Source organism: Mesorhizobium sp. M0140 (assembly GCF_040322475.1).
GTDB lineage: Bacteria > Pseudomonadota > Alphaproteobacteria > Rhizobiales > Rhizobiaceae > Mesorhizobium.
The window spans coordinates 1-24925 of sequence record NZ_JAMYTM010000025.1; the positions used below are offsets into that span (position 1 = coordinate 1).

At 62.4% G+C, this 24925-nt stretch carries 24 protein-coding genes; 15 read left to right on the forward strand and 9 right to left on the reverse strand.

Features of this window, described 5'->3' with window-relative positions:
• Window positions 1-102: 102 nt before the first annotated feature.
• From NKJ37_RS22855 to plsY, 7 genes are all read left to right on the forward strand, one after another.
• Window positions 103-519: a hypothetical protein gene (locus NKJ37_RS22855; RefSeq protein WP_352775109.1), complete on the forward strand. Its 417-nt coding sequence runs from the start codon at window positions 103-105 to the stop codon at window positions 517-519.
• The gene (locus NKJ37_RS22860) at window positions 516-1151 is read left to right on the forward strand and encodes an SGNH/GDSL hydrolase family protein (RefSeq protein WP_127294433.1); all 636 of its coding nucleotides are present in this window, start codon (window positions 516-518) and stop codon (window positions 1149-1151) included. Before NKJ37_RS22855 ends, NKJ37_RS22860 begins: the two co-directional genes overlap by 4 nt.
• 12 nt (window positions 1152-1163) lie before the next feature.
• On the forward strand, window positions 1164-2609 hold the full coding sequence (gene lpdA / locus NKJ37_RS22865) for a dihydrolipoyl dehydrogenase (protein ID WP_352775112.1): 1446 nt from the start codon (window positions 1164-1166) through the stop codon (window positions 2607-2609).
• A gap of 89 nt (window positions 2610-2698) precedes the next feature.
• Window positions 2699-2956, forward strand: a complete 258-nt coding sequence (locus NKJ37_RS22870) for a GlsB/YeaQ/YmgE family stress response membrane protein (protein ID WP_023812036.1) — start codon at window positions 2699-2701, stop codon at window positions 2954-2956.
• Window positions 2957-3093: 137 nt separating this feature from the next.
• On the forward strand, window positions 3094-4059 hold the full coding sequence (gene lipA / locus NKJ37_RS22875; RefSeq protein ID WP_023812035.1) for a lipoyl synthase: 966 nt from the start codon (window positions 3094-3096) through the stop codon (window positions 4057-4059).
• A 12-nt stretch (window positions 4060-4071) separates the two neighbouring features.
• A complete protein-coding gene (locus NKJ37_RS22880; RefSeq protein ID WP_127294439.1) occupies window positions 4072-4527 on the forward strand; it encodes a type II toxin-antitoxin system RatA family toxin in 456 nt (151 codons plus the stop codon).
• Window positions 4528-4537: 10 nt separating this feature from the next.
• Window positions 4538-5212, forward strand: coding sequence for a glycerol-3-phosphate 1-O-acyltransferase PlsY (gene plsY / locus NKJ37_RS22885; protein ID WP_352552030.1), 675 nt, complete (start codon window positions 4538-4540; stop codon window positions 5210-5212).
• Between the two features lie 45 nt (window positions 5213-5257).
• Here the strand turns inward: plsY and NKJ37_RS22890 are convergent, their stop codons facing one another.
• Both NKJ37_RS22890 and NKJ37_RS22895 read right to left on the reverse strand, forming a co-directional pair.
• Window positions 5258-5740, reverse strand: coding sequence for a CinA family protein (locus NKJ37_RS22890; protein ID WP_352775115.1), 483 nt, complete (start codon window positions 5738-5740; stop codon window positions 5258-5260).
• A complete protein-coding gene (locus NKJ37_RS22895) occupies window positions 5737-6966 on the reverse strand; it encodes a bifunctional 2-C-methyl-D-erythritol 4-phosphate cytidylyltransferase/2-C-methyl-D-erythritol 2,4-cyclodiphosphate synthase (protein WP_023812031.1) in 1230 nt (409 codons plus the stop codon). Before NKJ37_RS22895 ends, NKJ37_RS22890 begins: the two co-directional genes overlap by 4 nt.
• A 262-nt stretch (window positions 6967-7228) precedes the next feature.
• Between NKJ37_RS22895 and dusB the strand changes: the two genes are divergently transcribed.
• The 8 genes from dusB (at window position 7229) to hflX (ending at window position 17365) form a co-directional block, all read left to right on the forward strand.
• A complete protein-coding gene (dusB, locus tag NKJ37_RS22900) occupies window positions 7229-8257 on the forward strand; it encodes a tRNA dihydrouridine synthase DusB (protein WP_352775191.1) in 1029 nt (342 codons plus the stop codon).
• Window positions 8254-9396: a two-component system sensor histidine kinase NtrB gene (locus NKJ37_RS22905; RefSeq protein WP_352775118.1), complete on the forward strand. Its 1143-nt coding sequence runs from the start codon at window positions 8254-8256 to the stop codon at window positions 9394-9396. The genes dusB and NKJ37_RS22905 overlap by 4 nt, the downstream gene beginning before the upstream one ends.
• Window positions 9393-10853, forward strand: a complete 1461-nt coding sequence (gene ntrC, locus NKJ37_RS22910; protein ID WP_023812028.1) for a nitrogen regulation protein NR(I) — start codon at window positions 9393-9395, stop codon at window positions 10851-10853. Before NKJ37_RS22905 ends, ntrC begins: the two co-directional genes overlap by 4 nt.
• Window positions 10854-10982: 129 nt before the next feature.
• Window positions 10983-13268, forward strand: a complete 2286-nt coding sequence (locus NKJ37_RS22915) for a sensor histidine kinase NtrY-like (RefSeq protein WP_023812027.1) — start codon at window positions 10983-10985, stop codon at window positions 13266-13268.
• The gene (gene ntrX, locus NKJ37_RS22920; protein WP_023812026.1) at window positions 13258-14619 is read left to right on the forward strand and encodes a nitrogen assimilation response regulator NtrX; all 1362 of its coding nucleotides are present in this window, start codon (window positions 13258-13260) and stop codon (window positions 14617-14619) included. The genes NKJ37_RS22915 and ntrX overlap by 11 nt, the downstream gene beginning before the upstream one ends.
• 99 nt (window positions 14620-14718) lie before the next feature.
• On the forward strand, window positions 14719-15582 hold the full coding sequence (locus NKJ37_RS22925) for a D-amino-acid transaminase (protein ID WP_352775121.1): 864 nt from the start codon (window positions 14719-14721) through the stop codon (window positions 15580-15582).
• Between the two features lie 145 nt (window positions 15583-15727).
• Window positions 15728-15973 carry an RNA chaperone Hfq gene (gene hfq, locus NKJ37_RS22930; protein ID WP_006202172.1) on the forward strand — a complete coding sequence of 82 codons (246 nt, stop codon included), beginning with the start codon at window positions 15728-15730 and terminating at the stop codon, window positions 15971-15973.
• Window positions 15974-17365 carry a GTPase HflX gene (hflX, locus tag NKJ37_RS22935; protein ID WP_352775123.1) on the forward strand — a complete coding sequence of 464 codons (1392 nt, stop codon included), beginning with the start codon at window positions 15974-15976 and terminating at the stop codon, window positions 17363-17365. It abuts the gene before it with no gap.
• Window positions 17366-17371: 6 nt separating this feature from the next.
• Here the strand turns inward: hflX and mazG are convergent, their stop codons facing one another.
• From mazG to cyoA, 7 genes are all read right to left on the reverse strand, one after another.
• Window positions 17372-18196 (reverse strand): nucleoside triphosphate pyrophosphohydrolase, encoded by an 825-nt coding sequence (gene mazG / locus NKJ37_RS22940; protein ID WP_352751056.1) that lies wholly within the window; start codon window positions 18194-18196, stop codon window positions 17372-17374.
• Window positions 18197-18336: 140 nt separating this feature from the next.
• A complete protein-coding gene (locus tag NKJ37_RS22945) occupies window positions 18337-19521 on the reverse strand; it encodes an amino acid aminotransferase (protein ID WP_352775125.1) in 1185 nt (394 codons plus the stop codon).
• Window positions 19522-19779: 258 nt separating this feature from the next.
• Complete coding sequence (locus tag NKJ37_RS22950) at window positions 19780-20487, reverse strand: SURF1 family protein (protein WP_031213493.1); 708 nt, start codon at window positions 20485-20487, stop codon at window positions 19780-19782.
• Window positions 20488-20583: 96 nt separating this feature from the next.
• A complete protein-coding gene (cyoD, locus tag NKJ37_RS22955; RefSeq protein ID WP_023812020.1) occupies window positions 20584-20964 on the reverse strand; it encodes a cytochrome o ubiquinol oxidase subunit IV in 381 nt (126 codons plus the stop codon).
• Window positions 20961-21587, reverse strand: coding sequence for a cytochrome o ubiquinol oxidase subunit III (cyoC, locus tag NKJ37_RS22960; RefSeq protein WP_023812019.1), 627 nt, complete (start codon window positions 21585-21587; stop codon window positions 20961-20963). The genes cyoD and cyoC overlap by 4 nt, the downstream gene beginning before the upstream one ends.
• A 5-nt stretch (window positions 21588-21592) precedes the next feature.
• Window positions 21593-23605 carry a cytochrome o ubiquinol oxidase subunit I gene (gene cyoB / locus NKJ37_RS22965; protein WP_352775129.1) on the reverse strand — a complete coding sequence of 671 codons (2013 nt, stop codon included), beginning with the start codon at window positions 23603-23605 and terminating at the stop codon, window positions 21593-21595.
• 15 nt (window positions 23606-23620) lie between these two features.
• Complete coding sequence (gene cyoA / locus NKJ37_RS22970; RefSeq protein ID WP_128304460.1) at window positions 23621-24790, reverse strand: ubiquinol oxidase subunit II; 1170 nt, start codon at window positions 24788-24790, stop codon at window positions 23621-23623.
• Window positions 24791-24925 lie beyond the last annotated feature (135 nt).

The window sequence follows — 24925 nt, forward strand, 5'->3', positions numbered from 1 at the left end:
ACCATCGCGCCGTCGACGGCGCGCTGGGTGCCGAACTGCTGGTCGCCTTCAAGCGCCTGATCGAGAACCCGATGGGCATGCTGGTCTAGGACGGAGAGGGCGGTGCGGATCTTCTTCACCTCCCTTATGGCGTTTTTCCTGTCAGGATTGGCAGGCGGCTTGGTTGCTCAACAGCTGGCGGTCGCAACCCATGCGCAGGAAGAATACATTCTGGTGTTCATGACGTCGGTGCTTGTCACCATTGTCGCGACGATCGTGTTTTTCATCGCGCAGCTTTTTTCGAACGCACCGTCGATCATCAACTGGCTGGGCCTCTGCGCAATTGTCCTGTTCGTGCTGATCGGGCTCGGCCTGATCGGTTGGACGTTCTCTCAGCCGGTCGATAAGCGCCAGTGGGGAGGTGACCTGCCGATCGTCGCCGGCCTGGTTTTGCCGAACCTGGCCACTGTGCTGGTTCACTGGCTGTTCGTGCGCTGGCGGTTGAGGCGCGGCTCGATTAACGCACAGGTGGGCGCATGAAGACGGTTCTTTGCTACGGTGACTCGCTGACTTGGGGCTACAATGCCGAAGGTGGCCGCCATGCGCTGGAAGACCGCTGGCCGAGCGTGCTGCAGGCAGCGTTAGGCGCCGGCGTGCAAGTGATTGCCGATGGTCTCAACGGCCGCACCACCGCCTTCGACGATCATCTGGCCGGTGCGGACCGCAACGGTGCAAAACTGCTACCAACCGTCCTGACGACCCATGCGCCGATCGACCTGATTGTCATCATGCTCGGCGCCAACGACATGAAGCCGTGGATCCACGGCAATCCCGTCGCGGCCAAGCAGGGCATCCAGCGGCTGATCGACATCGTGCGCGGTCACGACTATCCGTTCGACTGGCCGGCGCCACAGATCCTGATCGTTTCGCCGCCTGTGGTCAGCCGTACAGACAATGCCGAATTCAAGGAGATGTTTGCCGGCGGCGACGACGCCTCCACCCGGCTGGCGCCGCTCTACGCCGCCCTTGCCGATGAGGTTGGCTGCGGCTTCTTTGACGCCGGCAGCGTGGCGCAAACCACACCGCTTGATGGCGTCCACCTCGACGCCGAGAACACGCGAAACATCGGCAAGGCGCTGGCACCCGTCGTGCGCGTCATGCTGGAATTGTGAAGGAGAAAAACCGTGGCTGAGAACTACGACGTCATCATCATCGGCTCCGGCCCTGGCGGCTATGTCACCGCGGTGCGTTCCGCGCAACTCGGCTTCAAGACGGCGATCGTCGAGCGCGAGCATCTCGGCGGCATCTGCCTCAACTGGGGCTGCATCCCGACCAAGGCGCTGCTGCGCTCGGCCGAGATCATGCACTATTCGGATCACCTGAAGGATTACGGGCTGAAGCTCGACGGCAAGGTCAACGTCGATGCGTCAGCCGTCGTCGATCGCTCGCGCAAGGTGTCATTGCGGCTCAACGGCGGCGTTGCCTTCCTCATGAAGAAGAACAAGGTCGACGTCATCTGGGGCGAGGCCAAGCTTTCGAAGCCGGGTGAGATCATCGTGTCGAAGACGGCCAAGAAGCCGATGGAGCCGCAGCCGCCAGTGCCGAAAGGCGTCAAGGGCGAAGGCACCTACACCGCCAAGCACATCATCCTGGCGACCGGCGCCCGGCCACGCGCGCTGCCCGGCATCGAGCCGGACGGCACGCTGATCTGGACTTATTTTGAAGCCATGGTGCCGAAGGAGATGCCGAAGTCGCTGCTAGTCATGGGGTCGGGCGCCATCGGCATCGAATTCGCCTCCTTCTACCGCACCATGGGCGCCGAAGTGACGGTGGTCGAGCTGCTGCCTGCGGTGATGCCGGTCGAGGATGCCGAAGTCTCGAAATTCGCGCAGAAGCAGTTCGAGAAGCAAGGCATGAAGATCATCCTCGAAGCCAAGGTGACCAAGGTCGAGAAGGGTGCCAACTCGGTCACCGCGCATGTCGAGATGAAGGACGGCAAGGTCGAGAAGATCACCGCCGATCGGATGATCTCGGCCGTCGGCGTCCAGGGCAACATCGAGGGCCTCGGACTCGAGGCGCTTGGCGTGAAGACGGAGCGTGGCTGCGTCGTCATCGATGGTTACGGCAAGACCAACGTGCCGGGCATCTATGCCATCGGCGATGTCGCCGGCCCGCCGATGCTCGCCCACAAGGCCGAACATGAGGGGGTCGTGTGCATCGAGAAGATCGCAGATTTTCCTGGCGTGCATGCCACCGACAAGCTGAAGATTCCGGGCTGCACTTACTGCAATCCGCAGGTCGCCTCGGTTGGGCTGACGGAAGCCAAGGCCAAGGCCGAGGGCAAGGACATCCGTGTCGGGCGCTTCCAGTTCGCCGCCAATGGCAAGGCGATTGCGCTCGGTGAGGATCAGGGTTTCATCAAGACCATCTTCGACAAGAAGACCGGTCAATTGCTCGGCGCCCACATGGTCGGTGCCGAAGTGACCGAACTGATCCAGGGTTTTGTCGTGGCGATGAACCTGGAGACGACCGAGGAAGAGCTGATGCACACCATCTTCCCGCACCCGACGCTGTCGGAGATGATGAAGGAAAGCGTGCTCGACGCTTATGGCCGCGCGCTCAACGCCTGATAGATTGAAAGCGCTGCTACAGATGGAACCCGGCGGCAAGGTACTTCGTTTGCGGATGCGTTTTCACGTATCCCACAAGGAGAAGGCATATGCACCTGAATGGCGTCGGCTGGATAGCAGCCATCATCATCGGCGGCCTGGCAGGCTGGTTCGCCGAAATGTTCATGAAGAGCAACACCGGCATCTTCATGAACATCGTCATGGGCATCGTCGGCGCGGTCGTGCTGAACGCCATTCTGCAGGCTCTCAATTTTGGCCCGTTCGGCGTCGGCTGGATTGCCTATCTGATCACCGGCTTTATCGGTGCCTGCCTGCTGATCTGGGCCGGGCGTCTGGTGCGCCGTTAGCATCACTGAAGAGTTGCTATGCGAAAAAGGCTGTTGCGGCATGCGCCGTGGCGGCCTTTTTCTTTGCGTTGAAAAGTCTTAGATGACGTTATAACAGCGAACGCCTGACTGGCGTCGCGAATGAACCAGGTTTCCCGATGGTCACTGTCCTCGATACGATCGCCAACGCCCCGCGCTTGCGGCATCCGGAAAAGGCGCACAAGCCTGATCAGGACGTGCTGCGCAAGCCCGACTGGATCCGCGTCAAGGCGCCGGTGTCGAAGGGCTATGCCGAAACGCGCGAAATCGTCAAATCGCACAAGCTGGTGACGGTCTGCGAAGAGGCCGGCTGCCCTAACATCGGCGAATGCTGGGAAAAGAAGCACGCCACCTTCATGATCATGGGCGAGATCTGCACCCGCGCCTGCGCCTTCTGCAACGTCGCCACGGGCATTCCAACAGCGCTTGACCCGGATGAACCGGCCCGCGTCGCGCATGCGGTCAAGCAGATGGGCCTTACCCATGTGGTCATCACCTCGGTGGACCGTGACGATCTCTCCGATGGCGGTGCGCAGCATTTCGCTGAAGTCATTCGTGCCATCCGGGCCGCGACGCCTTCGACGACGATCGAAATCCTGACGCCCGACTTCCTGCGCAAGGACGGCGCGCTGGAGATCGTCGTGGCCGCCAAGCCCGACGTCTTCAACCACAATCTCGAAACCGTACCGTCGAACTATCTGACGGTTCGTCCGGGCGCCCGCTATTTCCATTCGATCCGGCTGTTGCAGCGGGTCAAGGAGCTTGATCCGTCAATCTTCACCAAGTCCGGCATCATGGTGGGGCTGGGCGAGGAACGGAATGAAATCCTGCAGCTGATGGACGATCTGCGGTCCGCCAATGTCGATTTCATGACCATCGGCCAGTACCTGCAGCCGTCGAAGAAGCACCACCCGGTGATCCGCTTCGTCACGCCGGAGGAGTTCAAATCCTTTGAGACGATCGGCCGGACCAAGGGTTTCCTGCTGGTGGCATCTAGCCCGCTGACGCGTTCATCGCATCACGCCGGCGACGATTTTGCCAAGCTGCGCGCGGCACGGGAAGCGATTCTCAAGAAATCAGCTTAACTCGCTGGTTCCATGCCAAAATTCGAAGCCACCCGACGCGTATCCCATACACCCGAGCAGATGTTCGCTTTGGTCGCCGATGTTGAATCCTATCCGCAATTCCTGCCGCTTTGCGAAGCGCTGACGGTTCGCTCGCGCAAGGAGCGTGACGGGCGCACTGTTCTGCTTGCCGACATGAGCATCGGCTACAAGGCCATCCGCGAAACCTTCACGACGCAGGTGCTGCTGAAGCCCGCCGAGAACGCCATCGACGTGAAATACATCGACGGGCCGTTCAAATATTTGAGCAATGTCTGGCGTTTCGAACCCGACGGCGCCGGTTGCGCCGTCCGCTTCTTCATCGACTACGAGTTCAAGAGCCGTATTCTGGGCGCGGTCATGGGAACCATGTTCGATCGCGCCTTCCGCATGTTCGCCGAAGCCTTTGAGAAGCGCGCCGACGTCATCTACGGTGCAAAACCGTCTTGAGGCCCTGCGCATGCTTTTCTGGATAGCGAGCACCGTTGGACTGGCAATCGCCTATCTCTTCGGTACCATGCCCACGGGTTATCTGGCGGGGAAGCTGCTCAAGGGCATCGATATCCGGGAGCATGGCTCCAAATCCACCGGGGCAACGAACGTCTTGCGGGTCTTGGGAAAATGGCCTGCGTTGGTGGTGTTGCTGCTGGATGTGCTGAAAGGCGCGGCGGCGATCGTTTTTGCCCGCTGGTTCTATCCCTGGTTCATCACGTTGCCGTTGGTTACGCCATCGACCCCGCTTGACCTGCAAACCTGGGTGCCTTGGGCTGTTTGCCTGGCCGGAATTGCCGTGTTGTTGGGACATGGCCGTTCGATCTGGCTGAATTTTACAGGTGGCAAATCCGCTGCGACGGGGCTTGGCGTGTTGCTGGCTCTGTCTTGGCCGGTAGGTGTGGGGGCTGCGGCGGCTTTTGGTGCTGTGCTGGCTACGTCTCGGATAGTTTCCCTGAGTTCGATGGTAGCGGCGTTGACCGCGATCGCCCTCATCTGTGGCCTGGAGCAACCGTTGGCCTATCGGTTGCTGGTGATTGCGGGCAGCATCTACGTGATTGCGCGCCATCGTGCCAACATTCAGCGGCTGCTGGCTGGGACGGAGCCACGCTTAGGGCAAAGCAGCCCGGAATCGAAAACGTAACCGCAATCCAGCTTTCGGGCCCGCCCGACCAACGTTTTTATAACCCTATCCGAGTGCTTGTAGGCCCAGTTCCAGCGCTTGCCGGACCGTTTCGCGACGAATGAAATCGCGGCCTATGTCTGCAAAGAGCTGGTGCTCGGCGACAATCGGTCGGCCGTCCAGCGCAACCCCGAACCAGACCAGGCCGACCGGTTTTCCCGCCGAACCGCCGCCAGGCCCGGCAATGCCGGTGACCGCCAGGGTCAGCCCGGCGCGCGAACGGACAAGCGCGCCTGTTGCCATCTCGATCGCCGTCTCGCGCGAAACCGCGCCGTGCGCCTCAAGCGTGGCGGCGGAGACACCGAGCATGTCCATCTTGGCCTCGTTGGAATAGGTGATGAAGCCGCGATCGACCACGGCCGAGGAACCGGCGATGTCGGTGAGCGCGGAGATGATCATGCCGCCGGTGCAGCTTTCCGCCGTTGCTAGCATGATGCCGCGCTTCTGGCAGGCTTGCAGCAGCGCATTTGCCAGCTCGTTGTTGCTCATTCCGGCACCTCGCCGGGAAACACCACGCTGGCGGTGGCAATCGCCGCTATGCCTTCCTCGCGCCCGACAAAGCCGAGCTTCTCATTGGTTGTGGCCTTGATCGAGATGCGATCCGGCGTAATCGCCAGCATCTGAGAAAGGGCTGCGGTCATGGCCTCGCGATGCGGCCCGACGCGCGGCGCTTCGCAGATCAGCGTGATGTCGGCATTGGCGATGCGGCCGCCGCGCGCGCGCACCAGCCTTGCCGCATGCTCGACGAATATGCGCGACGCAGCGCCTTTCCACTGCGGGTCGGACGGCGGGAAATGCGTGCCGATGTCGCCTGCGCCGCAAGTCGCCAGCAGCGCATCGGTCAAGGCGTGCAGACCGACATCGGCGTCGGAATGGCCGGACAGCTTCTTGTCGTGCGCTATGGCGACGCCACACAGCGTGACATGGTCTCCCGGTTCGAAGGCGTGGACGTCGTAGCCATTGCCGGTACGGATATCGGGAAAGCGCACGCGTTCGCCGGAAAGCCGCTGGTCCGCCATCGCAATATCCCGTGCCCAGGTGAGTTTGACATTGTCCGGCGAGCCCGGAACGATCTTGACCGGAATATGCGCCCATTCGGCGATCGCGGCATCGTCGGTAAAATCCACTTTTCCCAGATGATGGGCTTTCTCGTGCGCAGCAAGAATGGGCCAGAACGGAAAGCCTTGTGGCGTTTGCGCCGCGTGAAGCCCGCTGCGCGATACGGTTTCGCCAACCACGCCGGAGGCCGATTCGCGCTTCAGCGTGTCGGCGACGGGCAAAGCGGGCAACGCGCCCTCGCGCTCGCCGATGGCGGCGATGGTGCGATCTATCAGGTCCGCATCGACAAACGGGCGGACGGCATCGTGGATCAGAACCTGCGCCGGCGCGTGGCCTCTAAGGGCAAGCAGGCCGAGCCGGACGGATTCCTGCCTCGTCGCCCCGCCCATGATGGCGGTGACGCGCTCTACATTGGCGCCCGCCGCCTGCCGGAACAGCTCGTGGTCATCGGCATGAATGGCGACGACGATCTCGCTGGTCCGCGGGTGGGCCAGAAAAATGTCCAGCGTGTGTGCAATGACGGCAAAGCCGCCAATGTGTTGATATTGCTTCGGTCCGTTGGCCTGTCCGGCGCGCGCACCACGGCCGGCCGCAACGATCACCACCGCGACCTTGCCATCCGCATCCGAAACGTGATTTTCACTTGCGTCAGTCATGCCCGTTTGGTCCTAGCGCACGATCCCGAAAAGTGTAATCGGTTTTCGGAAAGATCGTGCGCTAAGTATGAAATTCCAAAGCGTCCTTTGCGCGTCCTGAGGGACGCGCGGCGCTTTGGTCGCGGCCAAAGCCGAAGGCCAGCATTTTCCCAATTGCGCCTAAATGTGGCGTCATTCCGCGTTGCACATTGCGCCGGTTCTGGCTAGAGAATGTGCAACGAATGAAGATGCTTGGTTTTTGTGCATGGTTAACTTGACCAAATTGCCTGATTTGACCAAATTGGCAGGGCCGCTTGATGTCGGCGGTGTGAGACTCCGCAATCGCGTGTTCCTCGCACCAATGTCGGGGATTACGGACGAGCCGTTCCGGCAGCGTGCCCACGCGCATGGAGCAGGCCTGGTCGTGTCCGAAATGGTTGCCAGCGGAGAGCTCGCCAAGGGCAGGGCCGGTTTCAACCTGCGCATACGCCACTCCGGCCTGCCCGTCCATATGGTTCAGCTTGCAGGCCGTGAGGCGATGCACATGGCCGAAGGTGCCAGAATCGCAGCCGGTGAGGGGGCCGACATCATCGACATCAACATGGGCTGCCCGGCCAAGAAGGTTACCGGCGGTTATGCGGGTTCGGCATTGATGCTGGATCTCGACCACGCACTGTCGCTGATCGACGCCGTTGTCGGCGCGGTCGAGGTGCCAGTGACGGTCAAGATGCGGCTTGGCTGGGACGAAGGCGCGCTCAACGCCCCAATGCTGGCGCGCCGCGCCGAGCAGGCCGGCGTCAGGATGGTGACCGTGCACGGCCGCACGCGCTGCCAGTTCTACCAGGGCAAGGCCGACTGGCGCGCCATCGCCCGCGTCAAGGAAGCCGTGTCCATCCCGGTCGTCGCCAATGGTGACGTCTCTTCGCCGGCGGAAGCGGCCGACATTCTCGATCAATCGGGTGCCGACGCCGTGATGATCGGCCGTGCCCATTATGGCGCGCCCTGGACCGCAGGCGGCATTGCGGCCGCGGCGACCGGCGAGGCGACGCCAAACATGCCACGGGACTCGACCGCGGTCGCCGACTACATCGCGGCCCACTATGAGGACATGCTGGCGCTCTACGGCGCTGAAAGCGGCCTGCGCCAGGCGCGCAAGCATCTTGGCTGGTATCTTGATCGGCATGCCGGCGGCGTCGCCGACGACAGCCGAAAGGCTATACTGACCGCATTCGAGCCCGCGCGCGTTATTGCCTTGCTGCGCGATGTGTTTTCGCGCGATCCGCAACCCTTGAACCTGCGGAGCGCCGCATGAACGCCGCCGCCGGCCAGGGCGGCGAAATGGCGGATGCCGCCCAAATCGTGCTCAACACCATCCGCCGCCCGGTGATCATGATCAGCGAGGAGGGGTTCATCACCTTCGCCAACGCCGATGCGGAAGACTTTTTTCGCTCGAGCGCGACCATGCTCGCCCGCAACACGCTGTCAAAACTCATTCCCTTCGGCAGCCCGCTGCTGACACTGGTCGACCAGGTGCGCGAGCGCCGGGCTCCGGTCAACGAGTACCGCGTCGACGTGTCGTCGCCGCGGCTCGGCATCGAGAAGGTCGTCGATCTCTATGTCGCGCCGGTACCGGAATTTCCGGGCTCGGTGGTGGTTATGTTCCAGGAACGGTCGATGGCCGACAAGATTGACCGGCAGATGACGCATCGGGGCGCGGCACGTTCGGTCACCGGTCTGGCGGCGATGCTTGCCCATGAGATCAAGAACCCGCTCTCAGGCATCCGCGGCGCTGCCCAGTTGCTCGAACTGTCGGCTTCCGACGAAGACCGCGCGCTGACGCGGCTGATCACCGACGAGACCGACCGCATCGTGTCGCTGGTCGATCGCATGGAGGTATTTTCCGACGAGCGGCCGATCGACCGCTACCCCGTCAACATCCATGTCGTTCTCGACCATGTGAAGGCGATTGCCAAGAACGGTTTTGCCCAGAGAATCAAGATATTGGAGGATTATGATCCTTCGTTGCCTCCGGTGTTTGCCAACCGCGACCAGTTGATCCAGGTGTTCCTCAACCTGGTCAAGAACGCCGCCGAGGCGATCGGCAGCGACCCGCAGGGCGAGATCGTGCTGTCGACCGCCTTCCGGCCAGGCATCCGTGTTTCCGTTCCGGGCACGCAGGACCGCGTGTCGCTGCCGCTGGAATTCTGCGTGCGCGACAACGGCTCCGGCGTTTCGGAAGACATCTTGCCGATCCTGTTCGACCCGTTCATCACCACCAAGCCGAACGGCTCCGGGTTGGGTCTTGCGCTGGTCGCCAAGATCGTCGGCGAGCATGGCGGCATCATCGAATGCGAATCGACGCCGCGCGGCACCACATTCCGCATCCTGATGCCGGCCTGGAAAGAAGCGCCAAACGGCGCCGATGATGACGGTGAAGGAGACCGCAAATGACCGTTCGCGGCAATATTCTCGTCGCCGACGACGACGCGGCGATCCGTACCGTCCTCAACCAGGCGCTTTCGCGCGCCGGCCACGAGGTGCGCGTCACCTCCAATGCTTCGACTTTGTGGCGCTGGGTGGCGGCGGGCGAGGGCGACCTTGTCATCACCGATGTGGTCATGCCGGACGAGAACGCCTTCGACATGCTGCCGCGCATCAAGAAGGCGAGGCCGGAGCTGCCGGTCATCGTCATGAGCGCTCAGAACACCTTCATGACGGCGATCCGCGCCTCCGAAACCGGCGCCTATGAATATCTGCCTAAGCCGTTCGACCTGACCGAACTGCTCAACATCGTCAACCGCGCGCTTTCCGAGCCGCGTCGGCCGAAGATCGACGCGCGGCCGGAAGAGCAGCCCGATGCAATGCCGCTGGTCGGCCGCTCGGCCGCCATGCAGGACATCTACCGCATGCTGGCGCGCATGATGCAGACCGACCTGACGGTGATGATCTCGGGCGAATCCGGCACCGGCAAGGAGCTGGTGGCGCGCGCGCTGCATGAATATGGCCGCCGCCGCGGCGGCCCCTTCGTCGCCATCAATATGGCGGCGATCCCGCGCGACCTGATCGAATCGGAACTGTTCGGTCACGAGAAGGGTGCCTTCACCGGCGCACAGAATCGCTCGACCGGGCGCTTCGAGCAGGCTGAAGGCGGCACGCTGTTCCTCGACGAAATCGGCGACATGCCGATGGAGGCGCAGACGCGGCTGCTGCGCGTGCTCCAACAGGGCGAATACACGACGGTTGGCGGACGCACGCCGATCAAGACCGACGTGCGCATCGTCGCCGCCACCAACAAGGATCTGCGCACGCTGATCAACCAGGGGCTTTTCCGCGAGGATCTTTTCTATCGCCTCAATGTCGTGCCGCTCCGGCTGCCAGCGCTGCGCGAGCGCTCCGAGGACGTGCCGGACCTCGTCCGCCACTTCTTCAAGCTCGGCGAAATGGAAGGCCTACAGACCAAGCGCATTTCTTCCGGCGGCATCGAGTTGATGAAGCGCTATCCGTGGCCAGGCAATGTTCGCGAACTGGAAAACCTCGTTCGGAGGCTCGCCGCGCTCTATTCGCAGGACGAGATTTCCGCCGAGATCATCGAGGCCGAGCTGAAGACCGGCGAGCGCCCCGTAGTGCCGGGAGGCGGTAACCTCATTCCCGACGATTTGTCGATTGGCCAGGCGGTCGAGCATTTCCTGCAGCGCTATTTCGCGTCGTTTGCCGGCGACTTGCCTCCTGCCGGGCTCTATCAGCGCATCCTGTCCGAGGTCGAGTTTCCGCTTGTCCTGGCCTCGATGACGGCAACGCGCGGCAACCAGATCAAGGCTGCGGAACTGCTGGGCTTGAACCGCAACACGCTGCGCAAGAAGATTCGCGAGCTCGGCGTCAACGTCTACAAATCATCGCGGCAGGGCTGAGCCTTGATCTGAGCCCGCGCTCTTTTTAGGGGATCGGCTCGCGAAAGATTTCCGTCTCGGTCACACTTGTTGCATAATCGCCACAATGCGTTGCATACATCCGACGCAATCATGGCTCTAGACGGCGACATGGCTCCGCAGGCACCGACAACAAACCAACCGCTTTTCAGCGAACCCGGCGCTCGTGACGGGCGCCGGCTGCTTGCGCTGCCAGGCGTGATCGCGGTCGTCGGCGCGCTGATGACGGCGGCGATCTCGTTCGCCATCCTCGTTGGCGCCACGCCGATCACACCGAACGAGTCGACTACGCTGGCGTTGATTGCCCTCAACACGGCTTTCGTCCTGTTTCTTATCGCGCTGGTCGGGCGTGAGGTGCACCGCATCCTGATGGCGCGCCGGCATGGCAAGGCCGCTTCGCGGCTGCATGTGCGCATTGTCGCCATGTTCGCCCTGGTTGCCGCCATTCCAGCCATCATGGTGGCCATCATCGCGTCGATCACGCTCGACATCGGCCTCGACCGCTGGTTCGAGATCCGCACCAAGACGATCGTCAATTCATCGCTGTCGATCGCCGACGCCTATGTCCAGGAAAATGCCCGCAACCTCCAGGGCACGACGCTGTCCATGGCCTATGATCTCGATGCGTCGCGCACGCTCTACGGCCTTGATCGTACCGGCTTTCTCGACCTGATGAACAAGGAAGCCGTGGGCCGTTCGCTGGCCCATGCGGCGCTGATCAAGCCGGACGGCTCTTTCGTCATGAGCGCCAAGACCGATACGGATTTCGCCATGCCCGAGCCGCCGGAAGGCGCGGTGGCCAGCGCTACCGACGGCAAGCCGGTGCTGATCGAACCGAAAACGCGCAACATCATGGGCGCCATCGTCAAGCTGCGGGAGATCGAAGGACTCTACCTCTACACCATTCGGCTCGTCGATCCCGAAGTGATCAAGGCAAGGCAGATCGTCAGGTCCAACACCGACGAATATCGGGGGCTGGAAGATAACCGCCGTACCTCTCAGGTGGCCTTCGCGCTGCCCTATCTGTCGTTGACGCTCATCATCATCCTGTCCGCGATCTGGACCGGCATTGCGGTCGCCGACCGTCTGGTGCGGCCCATTCGCCAGCTCATCGGCGCCGCCGACGAGGTCGCGACCGGCAATCTCGACGTCGCGGTTCCCGTCAGGCCTTCGGACGGCGATGTCGCGTCGCTCGGCGATACGTTCAACAAGATGCTTCTCGAACTGAAATCGCAGCGCAATGAGATCCTGTCCGCCAAGGACCTGATCGACGAACGGCGCCGCTTCTCGGAAGCCGTGCTTGCCGGCGTTACCGCTGGCGTCATCGGCGTCGATCCCTACGGCATCGTCACCATCGTCAACCGCTCGGCCGAGGCGATGCTGGCGATTTCGGCCAGCGCAGCCCTTGGGCAGAATCTTTCCGCCGTGCTGCCGCATGTCGGCCGCGTCTTCGAGATCGGCCGCAAGTCCGGCAAACCCGTCTATCGCGAGCAGGTGACCTTTTACCGCGCCGGTGCCGAGCGGACCTTCAACGTGCAGATCACCATCGAGGCCGGCGACGACGGCTCGGAGGAAAAATCCTATGTGGTGACGGTCGACGACATCACTGACCTGGTTCAGGCGCAGCGCTCGTCGGCCTGGGCGGACGTGGCGCGGCGTATCGCCCACGAGATCAAGAACCCGCTGACGCCGATCCAGCTCTCGGCCGAACGTATCAAGCGCCGTTACGGCAAGGTGATTACCGAGGACCGCGAGGTTTTCGACCAATGCACCGACACCATCATCCGTCAGGTTGAGGATATCGGCCGTATGGTCGACGAATTCTCGGCGTTCGCGCGCATGCCAAAGCCCGAGATGAAGGCGATAGATCTGCGCGAATCGCTGCGTGAGGCCTCGTTCCTGGTCGAGGTCAGCCGCGCCGACATCACTTTCGAGCGGATCTTTGGCACCGAGCCGCTCAAGGGCACGTTCGACAGCCGCCTGATGGCGCAGGCTTTCGGCAATGTGATCAAGAACGCCGCCGAGGCAATCGACGGATTGGAACAGAAGGATGGTTCGCACGGCATAATCCGGATTCAAGCCGGGCGCCAGAATGGTGCGATTCGAATCGACGTCATCGACAATGGCAAAGGCCTGCCGCGCGAGAATCGCCAACGGCTGCTCGAGCCCTACATGACCACACGCGAGAAGGGCACCGGACTTGGCCTCGCTATCGTCAAGAAGATCGTGGAGGACCATGGCGGCAGGCTGGAACTACACGATGCTCCAGCGGACTTCCACGATGGGCGCGGCGCGATGATCAGCATCATCCTGCCGCCTGCGGCCGCAACGGCTCCGCGCGGCGAAAGCAGGGCGGAAAACGAAAGAGAAACTGAAAAGGTCGGTAATGGCGTCTGATATTCTCATCGTCGATGACGAGGAAGACATCCGTGAGCTCGTCGCGGGCATACTGAGCGACGAAGGTCACGAAACCCGCACGGCATTCGATGCTGACAGCGCGCTCGCTGCTATAGCTGATCGCGCGCCGCGGCTGATTTTCCTCGATATCTGGCTGCAGGGCTCGCGCCTGGACGGGCTGGCGCTGCTCGACGAGATCAAGACCATGCATCCGACCTTGCCGGTGGTGATGATTTCCGGCCACGGCAACATCGAAACGGCGGTCTCCGCCATCCGTCGCGGCGCCTATGACTTCATCGAAAAGCCGTTCAAGGCCGACAGGCTGATCCTTATTGCCGAACGTGCGCTCGAGACCTCGAAATTGCGGCGCGAGGTTTCCGACCTCAAGCTGCGCAGCGGCGAAACCTTCGATCTGATCGGCATGTCGTCGGCGATGAGCCAGTTGCGCCAGACCATCGAACGCGTCGCGCCGACCAACAGCCGCGTGATGATCATCGGACCGTCTGGCTCGGGCAAGGAACTTGCCGCGCGCGCCATCCACACGCTGTCGGCGCGCAAGAGCGCACCTTTCGTGACGCTGAGCGCCGCCAACATCACGCCCGAGCGCATGGAGATCGAGCTGTTCGGCACCGAATCGAATGGCGTCGAGCGCAAGGTCGGGGCGCTGGAGGAGGCCCATCGCGGTATCCTCTACATCGACGAGGTGGCCGACATGCCGCGCGAGACGCAGAACAAGATCCTGCGCGTGCTGGTCGAGCAGCAGTTCGAGCGGGTAGGGGGAACCAAGCGGGTCAAGGTCGATGTCCGCATCATCTCCTCGACCTCGCAGAACCTCGAAGCGATGATTGCCGACGGGCGTTTTCGCGAGGATCTTTACCATCGCCTCGCGGTGGTTCCGGTCATCGTGCCGGGATTGGCCGAGCGGCGCGAGGATATTCCCTACCTCGTCGATAATTTCATGAAGCAGATCGCCCGCCAGGCCGGCATCAAGCCGCGCCGCATCGGCGACGACGCGCTGGCCGTGCTGCAGGCGCACAACTGGCCGGGCAACGTTCGCCAGCTGCGCAACAATGTCGAGCGCCTGATGATCCTTGCGCGCGGCGACGACGTCGATGCGCCGATCACCGCCGACCTGTTGCCGGCCGAGATCGGCGATGTCATGCCGCGCACGCCGAATCAATCCGACCAGCACATCATGGCGCTGCCGTTGCGCGAAGCGCGTGAGCAGTTCGAGAAGGATTACCTGATCGCCCAGATCAACCGGTTCGGCGGCAACATCTCGAAGACCGCCGAGTTCATCGGCATGGAGCGCTCCGCTCTGCATCGCAAGCTGAAGTCGCTGGGCGTCTGAGCGCGACATATCCAGCCGCCGCGTCCGGGCCGAGCATTTGCCGGTTACGGCGGCGGTGGAATCGCATAAGAAAGCCCCGAGAATATCTAGAGGTTGCCCATGCCGCGCATTGCCTATGTCAACGGGCGCTATGTCACGCACGCCGATGCCGCCGTCCATATCGAGGACCGTGGCTATCAGTTCGCCGACGGTGTCTATGAGGTCTGCGAGGTGGCGCGTGGTTTCATCGTCGATATGCCGCGCCACCTGGCCCGGCTGAACCGCTCGCTGACCGAATTGTCGATCGCCTGGCCGGTCACCTCCCGCGTGCTGCCACTCATTCTGCGCGAGGTGGTCAATCGCAACCACGTCGCCAATGGCCTGGTCTACGTGCAGGTGACGCGCGGCGTGGCCAGCCGCGACTTCGCCTTCCCTTCCGCCGACACGAAGCCGGCCCTGGTGGTCACCGCCAGGAAGGCCGACCCAGCGGCTGGAGCGAAGCGAGCCGAGACCGGCATCGCGGTCATCACCGTGCCGGAGAACCGCTGGGACCGCGTCGACATCAAGACCGTCGGGCTGCTGCCCAATGTATTGGCCAAGCAGAAGGCTAAAGAAGCTGGCGCCCAGGAAGCCTGGTTCGTCGACGGTGAAGGCAACGTAAAAGAAGGCGGCTCGTCCAATGCCTGGATCATCACCCGGGACGGCGTCCTGGTCACCAGGCCGGCCGAGCACGGCATCTTGCGCGGCATCACCCGCACGACCATGTTCGAAGTGGCGGCCAAGCTTGGCCTGAAGATCGAGGAGCGCGGCTTTTCCGTCGCCGAGGCCAAGGCGGCACGCGAGGCGTTCATCAGCTCCGCAACGACAATCGCCATGCCGGTGGTGGCCATCGACGGCGATACGGTCGCCAATGGGCACCCCGGCTCAATAACACTTTCCTTGCGGCAGGCCTTTTTTGACATTGCGGAAAAAAGTCCAGCCTGATAACCGCACAGGTGGAATGAACATCAATATATCTCGTTCTGCTTGTCGTTACTGACGACAAGACGGTGTTTGCGAGCTTGACATGCGCCCGTTAATTTGGCGCATTGGCTTGCAAACCGAAGGGGATCGGCGAAAGACAAGAACAATGGCGGAACGATCGCAAAACCTTCAGGACCTGTTCCTGAATTCAGTTCGCAAGAGCAAGAACCCGCTCACCATCTTCCTCATCAACGGCGTGAAGCTGACCGGCGTGGTCACTTCGTTCGACAATTTCTGTGTCCTGCTGCGCCGCGACGGTCACTCCCAGCTCGTCTACAAGCACGCCATTTCCACGATCATGCCGAGCCAGCCGGTTCAGATGTTCGATGGCGAGGAAAGCCAGGGCGCCTGATTGGCACGTGAGAAAGACGCGGACGCCACCGTTCGCGGAAAACCAACACATCATCCCGGGACGGAAGCCAAGGGCCCGACCCGGGCCGTTGTCATTGTGCCCGTCCTTACCCGCCACCAGCGCAACGACGACGAGACCAACCGTCCTCGGTTGATGCGTTCGGCTGATGCTCGCCACGAGGAGGCCGTCGGCCTTGCTCGCGCCATCAACCTGGATCTGATCCACACCGCGGTGGTGACCGTCAACGATCCGCGCCCGGCGACGTTGCTCGGCAGCGGCAAGGTTGCGGAGTTCGCGGAAATCGTCAAAGAGGGACATGCGGAAGTGGTCGTCGTCGACCATCCGCTGACCCCGGTGCAGCAGCGCAATCTCGAGAAAGAGCTGAACGCCAAGGTGCTGGACCGCACCGGGCTGATCCTCGAGATCTTCGGCGAGCGCGCGCGCACCAAGGAAGGCACGCTGCAGGTCGAGCTCGCCCATCTCAACTACCAGAAGGGCCGCCTCGTGCGCAGTTGGACCCATCTGGAGCGCCAGCGCGGTGGCGCCGGCTTTCTCGGGGGCCCCGGCGAAACGCAGATCGAATCCGACCGGCGGCAGTTGCAGGAAAAGATCATCAAGCTGAAGCAGGAGCTGGAAACGGTGCGGCGCACGCGCGACCTGCACCGCGCCAAGCGCAGGAAGGTGCCGTTCCCGGTGGTGGCGATCGTCGGCTATACCAACGCCGGCAAGTCGACGCTGTTCAACCGGCTGACCGGAGCAGACGTGCTGGCGCAGGACATGCTGTTCGCTACGCTCGATCCGACGCTGCGCCGCGTGCGCCTGCCACATGGCACGCCGATCATCCTCTCCGACACTGTCGGTTTCATCTCGGACCTGCCGACGCATCTGATCGCGGCTTTCCGCGCCACCCTGGAAGAGGTAGTCGAGGCCGATCTCGTGCTTCATCTGCGCGACATTTCGGATCCGGACACGGCCGCCCAGGCCGAAGATGTCGAGCGTATCCTGGCCGACCTCGGTGTTGACGCCGGCGACGCCAAGCGGGTGATCGAAGCGTGGAACAAGATCGACCGGCTCGACGAAGGCAACCGGACCCGGCTGCTTGCCGACGGCGCCGATGCCAACAAGGCGCCGCCGATCGCGGTGTCGGCGGTGACCGGCGAGGGCATCGATGCGCTGAAGGCGATCATCGAAACGCGGATGGCGGGCGAACTCGAAGACCTCACCGTGACGATCGAGCCGGCACAGTTCGGCCTTGTCGACTGGCTTTACCGCAATGGCGATGTCGTTTCGCGAAGCGACAATGATGACGGCAGCGCCACCATCTCGCTCAAGGCCACGCAAAGCGCCCGCGAAGAGATCGAAAGCAGATTGCGTCGTAAAAACAACGGCTAATGTAACTTACTTCGCAGTCTTTGCTTCCTGCCATAGTGCTTCCATCTCGGCCAGATCAGCCTTGTCCAGCGTGTTGCCGGCTTTCTCCAATGCCTGTTCGACATAGTGGAAGCGCGAGCGGAATTTTTCGTTGGTGCCGCTCAGCGCTGCTTCGGAATCGAGCTTGAGATGACGGCCGAGATTGACGACGGCAAACAGCATGTCGCCGAACTCGTCCTTGATCGAGGCGGTGTCGCCCTTGGCCAGTGCCTCGCGCAATTCGCCGATCTCTTCCTCGATCTTGTCGAGGATGGGCGCCGCCTCGCTCCAGTCGAAGCCGACGCGGGCGGCCTTCTCCTGTAGTTTCAGCGCCCGGGTCAGTGCGGGCAGGGCGACCGGCACGCTGTCCAGAAACCCCTTGCCATTGTCTTCGGGATCGAGACCACGCGCGAGGCGGGCGCTTCGTTTCTCCGCCTTCTCTTCTGCCTTGATCTTTTCCCACATGCCCTTGGCCATGCCGGCGCTACGGGCTTCTTCGTCGCCGAAGACATGCGGATGGCGTCGGATCATCTTGGTGGTGATGGCTTGCACCACGTCAGAGAAGGCGAATTCACCGGCTTCCTCGGCCATTTGCGCGTGGTAGACGACCTGCAGCAGAAGATCGCCGAGCTCGTCGCGCAGATCGTCGAGGTCGCCGCGCGCGATGGCGTCCGCCACCTCATAGGCTTCCTCGATCGTATAGGGCGCAATGGTCGAGAAATCCTGTTCGATGTCCCAGGGGCAGCCAGTCTTCGGCGCCCGCAGCGCCGCCATGATCTCGATCAGGCGCGAAATGTCTTTCGATGGCGTCATCTAGAGCTATTCTAGGAAAAGTGTGAAACGGTTTTCTGTCCGGAATTGCGTCAAAACAGTCTATCGGATGCTATCCCGCGACCGGCCGCGCGGCCAACGCTGTCAGTCGGCGCGGGAGCCTTGTCCACAGATGAGCCGCGTCAATCAAGAACCGAAACGATCGCCTTGGCGAGTTCGTCCATGCCGTCCTCGGGTAGGCCGGCGACGTTGATGCGGCTGTCGCCGACCATGTAGATGCCGTGCTCGGCGCGCAACCGCTCGACCTGCGCTTCGGTGAGGCCAAGGCGAGAAAACATGCCGCGATGGCTGGCGACGAAATCGAAACGGTCGGAATTGGACTGCCGGCGCAGCGCCTCGGCGAACTGGACCCGAAGCCTGAGCATGCGCAGGCGCATCTCTTCGAGCTCGGCTTCCCAGTCGGCGCGCAAGGCGGCGTCTTCGAGCACGATGCGCACGGCTGCCGCACCATGGTCCGGCGGCATCGAATACATGGCGCGCGCCGCCGACAGCATCTGGCTCATCGCCACATCCGCCTGTGCGCCGTCCCTGGCCAGGATCATCGCCGCGCCGACGCGGTCGCGGTAGACGGCGAAATTCTTCGAGCAGCTCGACGCGACGACCATCTCCGGAACTTTCGCGGCCAGCAGGCGCAAGCCGAGGGCGTCGGCCTCGAGGCCATCGCCAAAGCCCTGATAAGCGATGTCGACGAAGGGCAGCAGCTCGCGCTCGACGACCAGATCGGTAACGGCTGCCCACTGTGCCGCATCCAGATTGGCGCCGGTCGGGTTGTGGCAGCAGCCATGCAGCAACACGACGTCGCCGCTCTTTGCGGTCCGCAGGGCCACCAGCATGTCGTCGAAACGAACGGCGCCCGAGGCGGCATCGAAATAGGGGTACTCGCGGATCTGCAGGCCGGCGGCGCGCATCACCGGCATGTGGTTCGGCCAGGTCGGATCCGATAGCCAGATGGTTGCATCCGAGCGCGTCCGCTTCAGCAGTTCCGCCACCAGCCGCAGCGCGCCGGAACCGCCGGGCGCCTGTGCGGCGCGGATGCGCGTCATGTCGGCGCCTGGACCGAAGGCGAGCTTGGCCATCACTGTGTTGAAGCCGGTATCGCCGGCAAGGCCGAGATAGGTCTTGGTGTCCTGACCCTCCAATAGCCGCTTTTCGGCTTCGCGCACGGCGCGCATGACCGGCGTCTTGCCGTCGCGATCCTTGTAGACGCCGACACCGAGATCGACCTTGTCTGGACGCGGATCGGCACGATAAAGGCCGATCAGGGCCAGGATCTTGTCGGCAGGGGCGGGCTGCAGGGTCTCAAACATCGATAGGGCTCCAATGGCGGCGGAGTGATACGCAAATCGGTCACGTTTCGCCAGCGGTTTTAGCTGGGTGATCCAGCCCTAGACGGGGGTGCCGGGAAGCCTGCTCTGCACGCTCCTGTGATGTGGACGGGGTTTGATGCGGAACCCATTGATGCGCGTGGGAAAATGACCAGCCGGCATTAACAGCGCCACCACGCCATCGTCCGCGTCGGCATGAGCGCTTCTGTGCGCAAATTTCGGCTTTGCCACGGCCAGTGGTCAGCCCCCACCGTGCCTGTCTTTCACAGCCTGCCGCAACAGATAGGCGACCGCGCTCAGCACCATCAAGGCCAGCCCGAACCATGTCAGGGCATAGGCCAGATGGTTGTTGTGGAACGAAACCACCGTCAAGCCGCCGACCGGCCACCCTCCCGGATTGGGCGTGGCATCGGCATCGATGAAATAAGGAGCGACCTGCCCGAGGCCTTGCGTCGTGGCGATCGCCTGCACATCGCGCGAATACCAGCGGTTGGCGGCCGGATCGTTGGTACGCAGGAAGCCGCCTTTCGGTTCGCTGATGCGCAGCAGGCCGTGAATTCCGGTGTGATCGCCCGAGGGCTTGCCTGCGAGGCGGGTTGCCGGATCGCGCTTGTCCGTCGGCACGAAGCCCCTGTTCACCAGAATCGTGAAGCCATCATCCGCTCGGAACGGCGCCATTACCCAGAAGCCACCGCCGAGATCGGTGACCGCCTGGACCAGGGTCTCGCGATCACCGAGAAACCGGCCTGGAACGACGAGGCGGCGATACTCGTCATCCCTGGCGTTGATCGCTGGCCAGGCCGAAGGCGCCGGGGCGGCCACAGGTACTGCCTTGAGACGCTGGTCGACACGCTCGATCAGGTCGAGTTTCCAGACGCGGCGCTCCAGCTGCCAAACACCAAGCGCCGAAAGGCCGGTGATGCCGATGGCCCCGCAAAGGCAAAGCACCAACAGCGTCCATGGTGAACGCGTAACCCTTTGGCCGTCGCCTGTATTCGAATGCGGTGTCGTCCGTGCCTGTTCGTCCAAAGCCAGGTCCCTCTCTCAGGGTATCTGACTCATGTCATGGCCGGGCATCATGTTGACGTTCAGATGGTACATGACCCAGAGTGAGCCCGTCAGCGCGATCACCACCAGGATGAGGGTGAAGATCAGGGCCATCATGGTCCAGCCGTTCTCCGACCTGGTGTTCATATGCAGAAAGAACACCATGTGGACGATGATTTGCACGACGGCGAAGGCCATGATGGCAATCGCCGACGCCATCTGATTGCCGAGCGCGTTGGTCATGACCAGCCAGAAGGGAATGGCGGTCAGCACGACCGACAGGCCGAAGCCTGTCAGATAGCCGCGCAGCGAGCCGTGATCGACGCCGGGATGCGCGTGGCTCTGGTCGCTGGTGTCTGTGTGGTGGCCGGCGCTCATCGCAACATTCCCATCAGATAAACGAAAGTGAAGACGCCGATCCAGATGACGTCGAGGAAGTGCCAGAACATGCTCAGGCACATCAGGCGCCGCTGGTTCGCGGCGATCAGCCCGTGCCTGGAGACCTGCACCATCAGCACCACCAGCCAGATCAGGCCGAAGGTGACGTGCAGGCCGTGCGTTCCGACCAGCGTGAAGAACGACGACAGGAAGCCGCTGCGCTGCGGCGTCGCCCCCTCGTGGATGAAATGGGCGAATTCGTAGAGTTCGATGCTGAGAAAGGCGAGGCCGAACAGGCCAGTGATCACCAGCCACACCTGCATGGGTTTCACCCGTCCCTTCGCCATCTCCAGCATCGCGAAGCCGTAAGTGATGGAGGACAGGAGCAGCATGGTGGTGTTCAGCGCGACCAGCGGAAGATCGAACAGGTCCTTCGGCGCGGGTCCGGCCGCGTAATTGCCACCGAGCACGCCGTAGACCGCGAACAGCATCGCGAAGATGAGGCAGTCGCTCATCAGATAGATCCAGAAGCCGAGCATGGTGCTGCTGCCGCTCTCGGCATGGCCGTGGTCGTCTTCCAGGTGGAAGACCGTGTCGTCGATCACCGTGTCGGCGTGTGCCATGGTGCTTATCCCGCCTGGCTGGTGGCTGCGAGCAGGCGTGTCCGCTCGTCCTCGACGCGGGTGACGTCACTGGACGGAATGTGGAAGTCCCGGTCGTAGTTGAAAGTATGCGCGATGGCGTAGCCGATCAGGGCGACGAAGCTGACGATCGCCAGCCACCAAATGTACCAGATGAGCGCCATGGCAAGCACCACGCTCAACCCGGCCAGGACGACGCCGGCTCTGGTGTTGCGCGGCATGTGGATGTCGCGGAAGCCCGTCAACGGACGCTGGTAGCCGCGATTCTTCATGTCCGTCCAGGCGTCGAGATCGTGGACGACCGGCGTGAAGGCGAAATTGTAGGCCGGCGGCGGCGAGGACGTCGCCCATTCGAGCGTACGCCCGTCCCACGGATCGCCGGTATCGTCGCGAAGCTGCTCGCGCCGGCGCACGCTGACGAAGATCTGGATGAGGAAGGACAGGATGCCAAGCAGGATCAGGAAGGCGCCGAAGGCGGCGATGATGAACCAGATCTGCAGCGAGGGATCCTCAAAGGTGCGCAGCCGGCGCGTTACGCCCATCAAGCCGAGGATGTAGAGCGGCATGAAGGCGAACCAGAAGCCGACCACCCAGAACCAGAACGACATCTTTCCCCAGAACGGATCAAGCCGGAATCCGAATGCCTTGGGGAACCAGTAGCTGATGCCGGCAAACAGGCCGAACAGCACGCCGCCGATGATGACGTTGTGGAAATGCGCGACCAGGAACAGGCTGTTGTGGAGCACGAAGTCGGCTGGCGGAACCGCGAGCAGCACGCCGGTCATGCCGCCGACCACGAAGGTCAGCATGAAGGCGACCGTCCACATCATCGGCAGTTCGAAGCGGATGCGGCCGCGGTACATGGTGAACAGCCAGTTGAATATCTTGGCGCCTGTCGGGATCGAAATGATCATCGTTGTGATGCCGAAGAACGAGTTGACGCTCGCTCCCGATCCCATGGTGAAGAAGTGATGCAGCCAGACCAGGTAGGACAGGATGGTGATGACGATGGTTGCATAGACCATCGATGTGTAGCCGAAGAGCCGCTTGCCGCAGAAGGCCGAGGTCACTTCGGAAAATATGCCGAAGGCCGGCAGGATCAGGATGTAGACCTCGGGGTGGCCCCAGATCCAGATCAGGTTCACGTACATCATCGGATTGCCGCCGAAGTCGTTCGTGAAGAAGTTGGTGCCGACATAACGGTCGAGAGCCAGCAGGGCCAGCACCGCCGTCAGCACCGGGAAGGCGGCGACGATGAGCACATTGGTGCAGAGCGCGGTCCAGGTGAAGATCGGCATTCTCATCATGGTCATGGCTGGCGCGCGCATCTTGACGATGGTGCAGACCAGGTTCACGCCCGACAGCAGCGTGCCGACGCCCGCCACTTGCAGGGCCCAGATATAATAATCGACACCGACATCGGGACTGTAGCCGATACCCGACAGCGGCGGATAGGCAAGCCAGCCGGTGCGGGCAAATTCGCCGACGAACAGCGACATCATGACGATGACCGCGCCGCCGACCGTCATCCAGAAGCTGAAATTGTTGAGGAACGGAAACGACACGTCGCGCGCGCCGATCTGCAGCGGGACGACGAAATTCATCAGGCCCGTCACCAGCGGCATCGCCACGAAGAAGATCATGATCACGCCGTGCGCGGTGAAGATCTGGTCGTAGTGATGCGAATTGAGGTAGCCTTCCGAACCGCCGAAGGCCATCGCCTGCTGGAGCCGCATCATGATGGCGTCGCTGAAGCCGCGCAGCAGCATGACGATGCCGAGCACGATGTACATCACACCGATGCGCTTGTGGTCGACGCTGGTGAACCATTCGCGCCACAGATAGCCCCAGAGCTTGAAATAGGTCAGCGCGCCGACGAGGGCGATGCCGCCCAGCGCGACGACTACGAAGGTCGCGACCACGATAGGTTCGTGCAGCGGCAGCGACTCGAGCGTGAGCCGGCCGAAGATCGCCTTGAGAAGAGCAGGATTGTCGAACATGTCTTGCGTGGCGCCTCAGGAGTTGAAGGGCGACCGAAGCGTGCCGGTTGCGGAAGGTGACGGCAGTCGGATCGACAGGGGCGGTGGCCGTTGCAGACCAGCGCCGACTATCGGCGTCGAGGTCATCGGCGTGGCGGATTGATCAGCCTTCGAAGCGGCCAGTGCTTCTTCGGTCGTGCATATGCTGGCGACATAGGATGGGGCAGGGCCGAATATCGTGCCGCGCCGGGCGAACTTGTCATACAGCAGCGGCAGGGTGTTGCGGATGCCGGCCATTCCCAGACCGCCCTTGGCATCGATCTGCGACATCTCGCTCATGCACATCTTGCCGGGCTCGACGCACATGTTGAGGATCGCCTTGTAGAGATGGGCATCCACCGCCGCATAATGGCGCACGGGTTGGTTCTCGCTGGGCTGTTCGAGCTCCAGATAGCCGTTTCGGTCGAGTTTGCCGCCGCCGTCCTTTGCCTTCGCGATCCATGCCTGGAAACCGGCATCGTCTAGGCCGTGGAACGCGAAGCGCATTCCCGAGAAGCCGGCGCCGCTGTAGTTGGCGGAGAACCCTTCATAGTCGCCGGACTTGTTTATGACGGCGTGCAGCCTGGTTTCCATACCCGGCATCGCATAGATCTGGCCGGCCAGTGCTGGAATGTAGAAGGAGTTCATCACCGATGCGGAGGTGATGCGAAAGCTGATCGGCCGGTCGACCGGCGCAGCCAGTTCGTTGACCATGGCGACGCCGTACTCCGGATAGATGAACAGCCATTTCCAGTCGAGCGCGACGACTTCGACCTCAAGCGGGCGCACGTCCGGCGGCAGCGGCTTGCCGGCCGATACACGTCCGATCGGCCGATAGGGGTCGAGCAGATGCGTCCCCATCCACGTCACCGCGCCCAGGCAGATGATGATCAGAAGCGGCACAGCCCAAATGACGAGCTCGAGATGGGTCGAGTGGTCCCAATCCGGCTCGTAGCGCGCCTCGCGGTTGGACTGGCGGTATCGCCAGGCAAAGAATATGGTGAGAGCCATCACCGGTATGATGACGATCAGCATCAGTGCCGTGGACACCATCAGCAGGTCGCGCTGCTGCGCGGCGACGTCGCCGGCAGGGTTCATGACGACCATGCTGCAGGAGCCGAGCGATGCCAGCAGGGGCAGCAGGAAAAGGGTACGGAGACGGCTCAATGTATGACCTGTCGGTTGTTCCCCCCAGTGCTAGCCGCACCGCGGCAATGAAGGCATTGGACAATTTGTCCAATGCCGCAATGACGCGGCAGGCGTCATCAAAGCATCTGGCCCGCGCACATGGCAAGCGATCGT

Bases quoted from the DNA above. Each gene is read 5' to 3' on its own strand.
- NKJ37_RS22925 (WP_352775121.1), top strand. From the start codon at position 14,719: ATGCCGCGCATTGCCTATGTCAACGGGCGCTATGTCACGCACGCCGAT.
- mazG (WP_352751056.1), bottom strand. From the start codon at position 18,196: ATGACGCCATCGAAAGACATTTCGCGCCTGATCGAGATCATGGCGGCG.
- ntrC (WP_023812028.1), top strand. From the start codon at position 9,393: ATGACCGTTCGCGGCAATATTCTCGTCGCCGACGACGACGCGGCGATC.
- cyoD (WP_023812020.1), bottom strand. From the start codon at position 20,964: ATGAGCGCCGGCCACCACACAGACACCAGCGACCAGAGCCACGCGCAT.
- ntrX (WP_023812026.1), top strand. From the start codon at position 13,258: ATGGCGTCTGATATTCTCATCGTCGATGACGAGGAAGACATCCGTGAG.
- NKJ37_RS22945 (WP_352775125.1), bottom strand. From the start codon at position 19,521: ATGTTTGAGACCCTGCAGCCCGCCCCTGCCGACAAGATCCTGGCCCTG.
- NKJ37_RS22870 (WP_023812036.1), top strand. From the start codon at position 2,699: ATGCACCTGAATGGCGTCGGCTGGATAGCAGCCATCATCATCGGCGGC.
- NKJ37_RS22860 (WP_127294433.1), top strand. From the start codon at position 516: ATGAAGACGGTTCTTTGCTACGGTGACTCGCTGACTTGGGGCTACAAT.
- hfq (WP_006202172.1), top strand. From the start codon at position 15,728: ATGGCGGAACGATCGCAAAACCTTCAGGACCTGTTCCTGAATTCAGTT.
- NKJ37_RS22895 (WP_023812031.1), bottom strand. From the start codon at position 6,966: ATGACTGACGCAAGTGAAAATCACGTTTCGGATGCGGATGGCAAGGTC.
- NKJ37_RS22890 (WP_352775115.1), bottom strand. From the start codon at position 5,740: ATGAGCAACAACGAGCTGGCAAATGCGCTGCTGCAAGCCTGCCAGAAG.
- lipA (WP_023812035.1), top strand. From the start codon at position 3,094: ATGGTCACTGTCCTCGATACGATCGCCAACGCCCCGCGCTTGCGGCAT.
- NKJ37_RS22880 (WP_127294439.1), top strand. From the start codon at position 4,072: ATGCCAAAATTCGAAGCCACCCGACGCGTATCCCATACACCCGAGCAG.
- plsY (WP_352552030.1), top strand. From the start codon at position 4,538: ATGCTTTTCTGGATAGCGAGCACCGTTGGACTGGCAATCGCCTATCTC.
- cyoC (WP_023812019.1), bottom strand. From the start codon at position 21,587: ATGGCACACGCCGACACGGTGATCGACGACACGGTCTTCCACCTGGAA.
- NKJ37_RS22905 (WP_352775118.1), top strand. From the start codon at position 8,254: ATGAACGCCGCCGCCGGCCAGGGCGGCGAAATGGCGGATGCCGCCCAA.
- NKJ37_RS22915 (WP_023812027.1), top strand. From the start codon at position 10,983: ATGGCTCCGCAGGCACCGACAACAAACCAACCGCTTTTCAGCGAACCC.
- cyoB (WP_352775129.1), bottom strand. From the start codon at position 23,605: ATGTTCGACAATCCTGCTCTTCTCAAGGCGATCTTCGGCCGGCTCACG.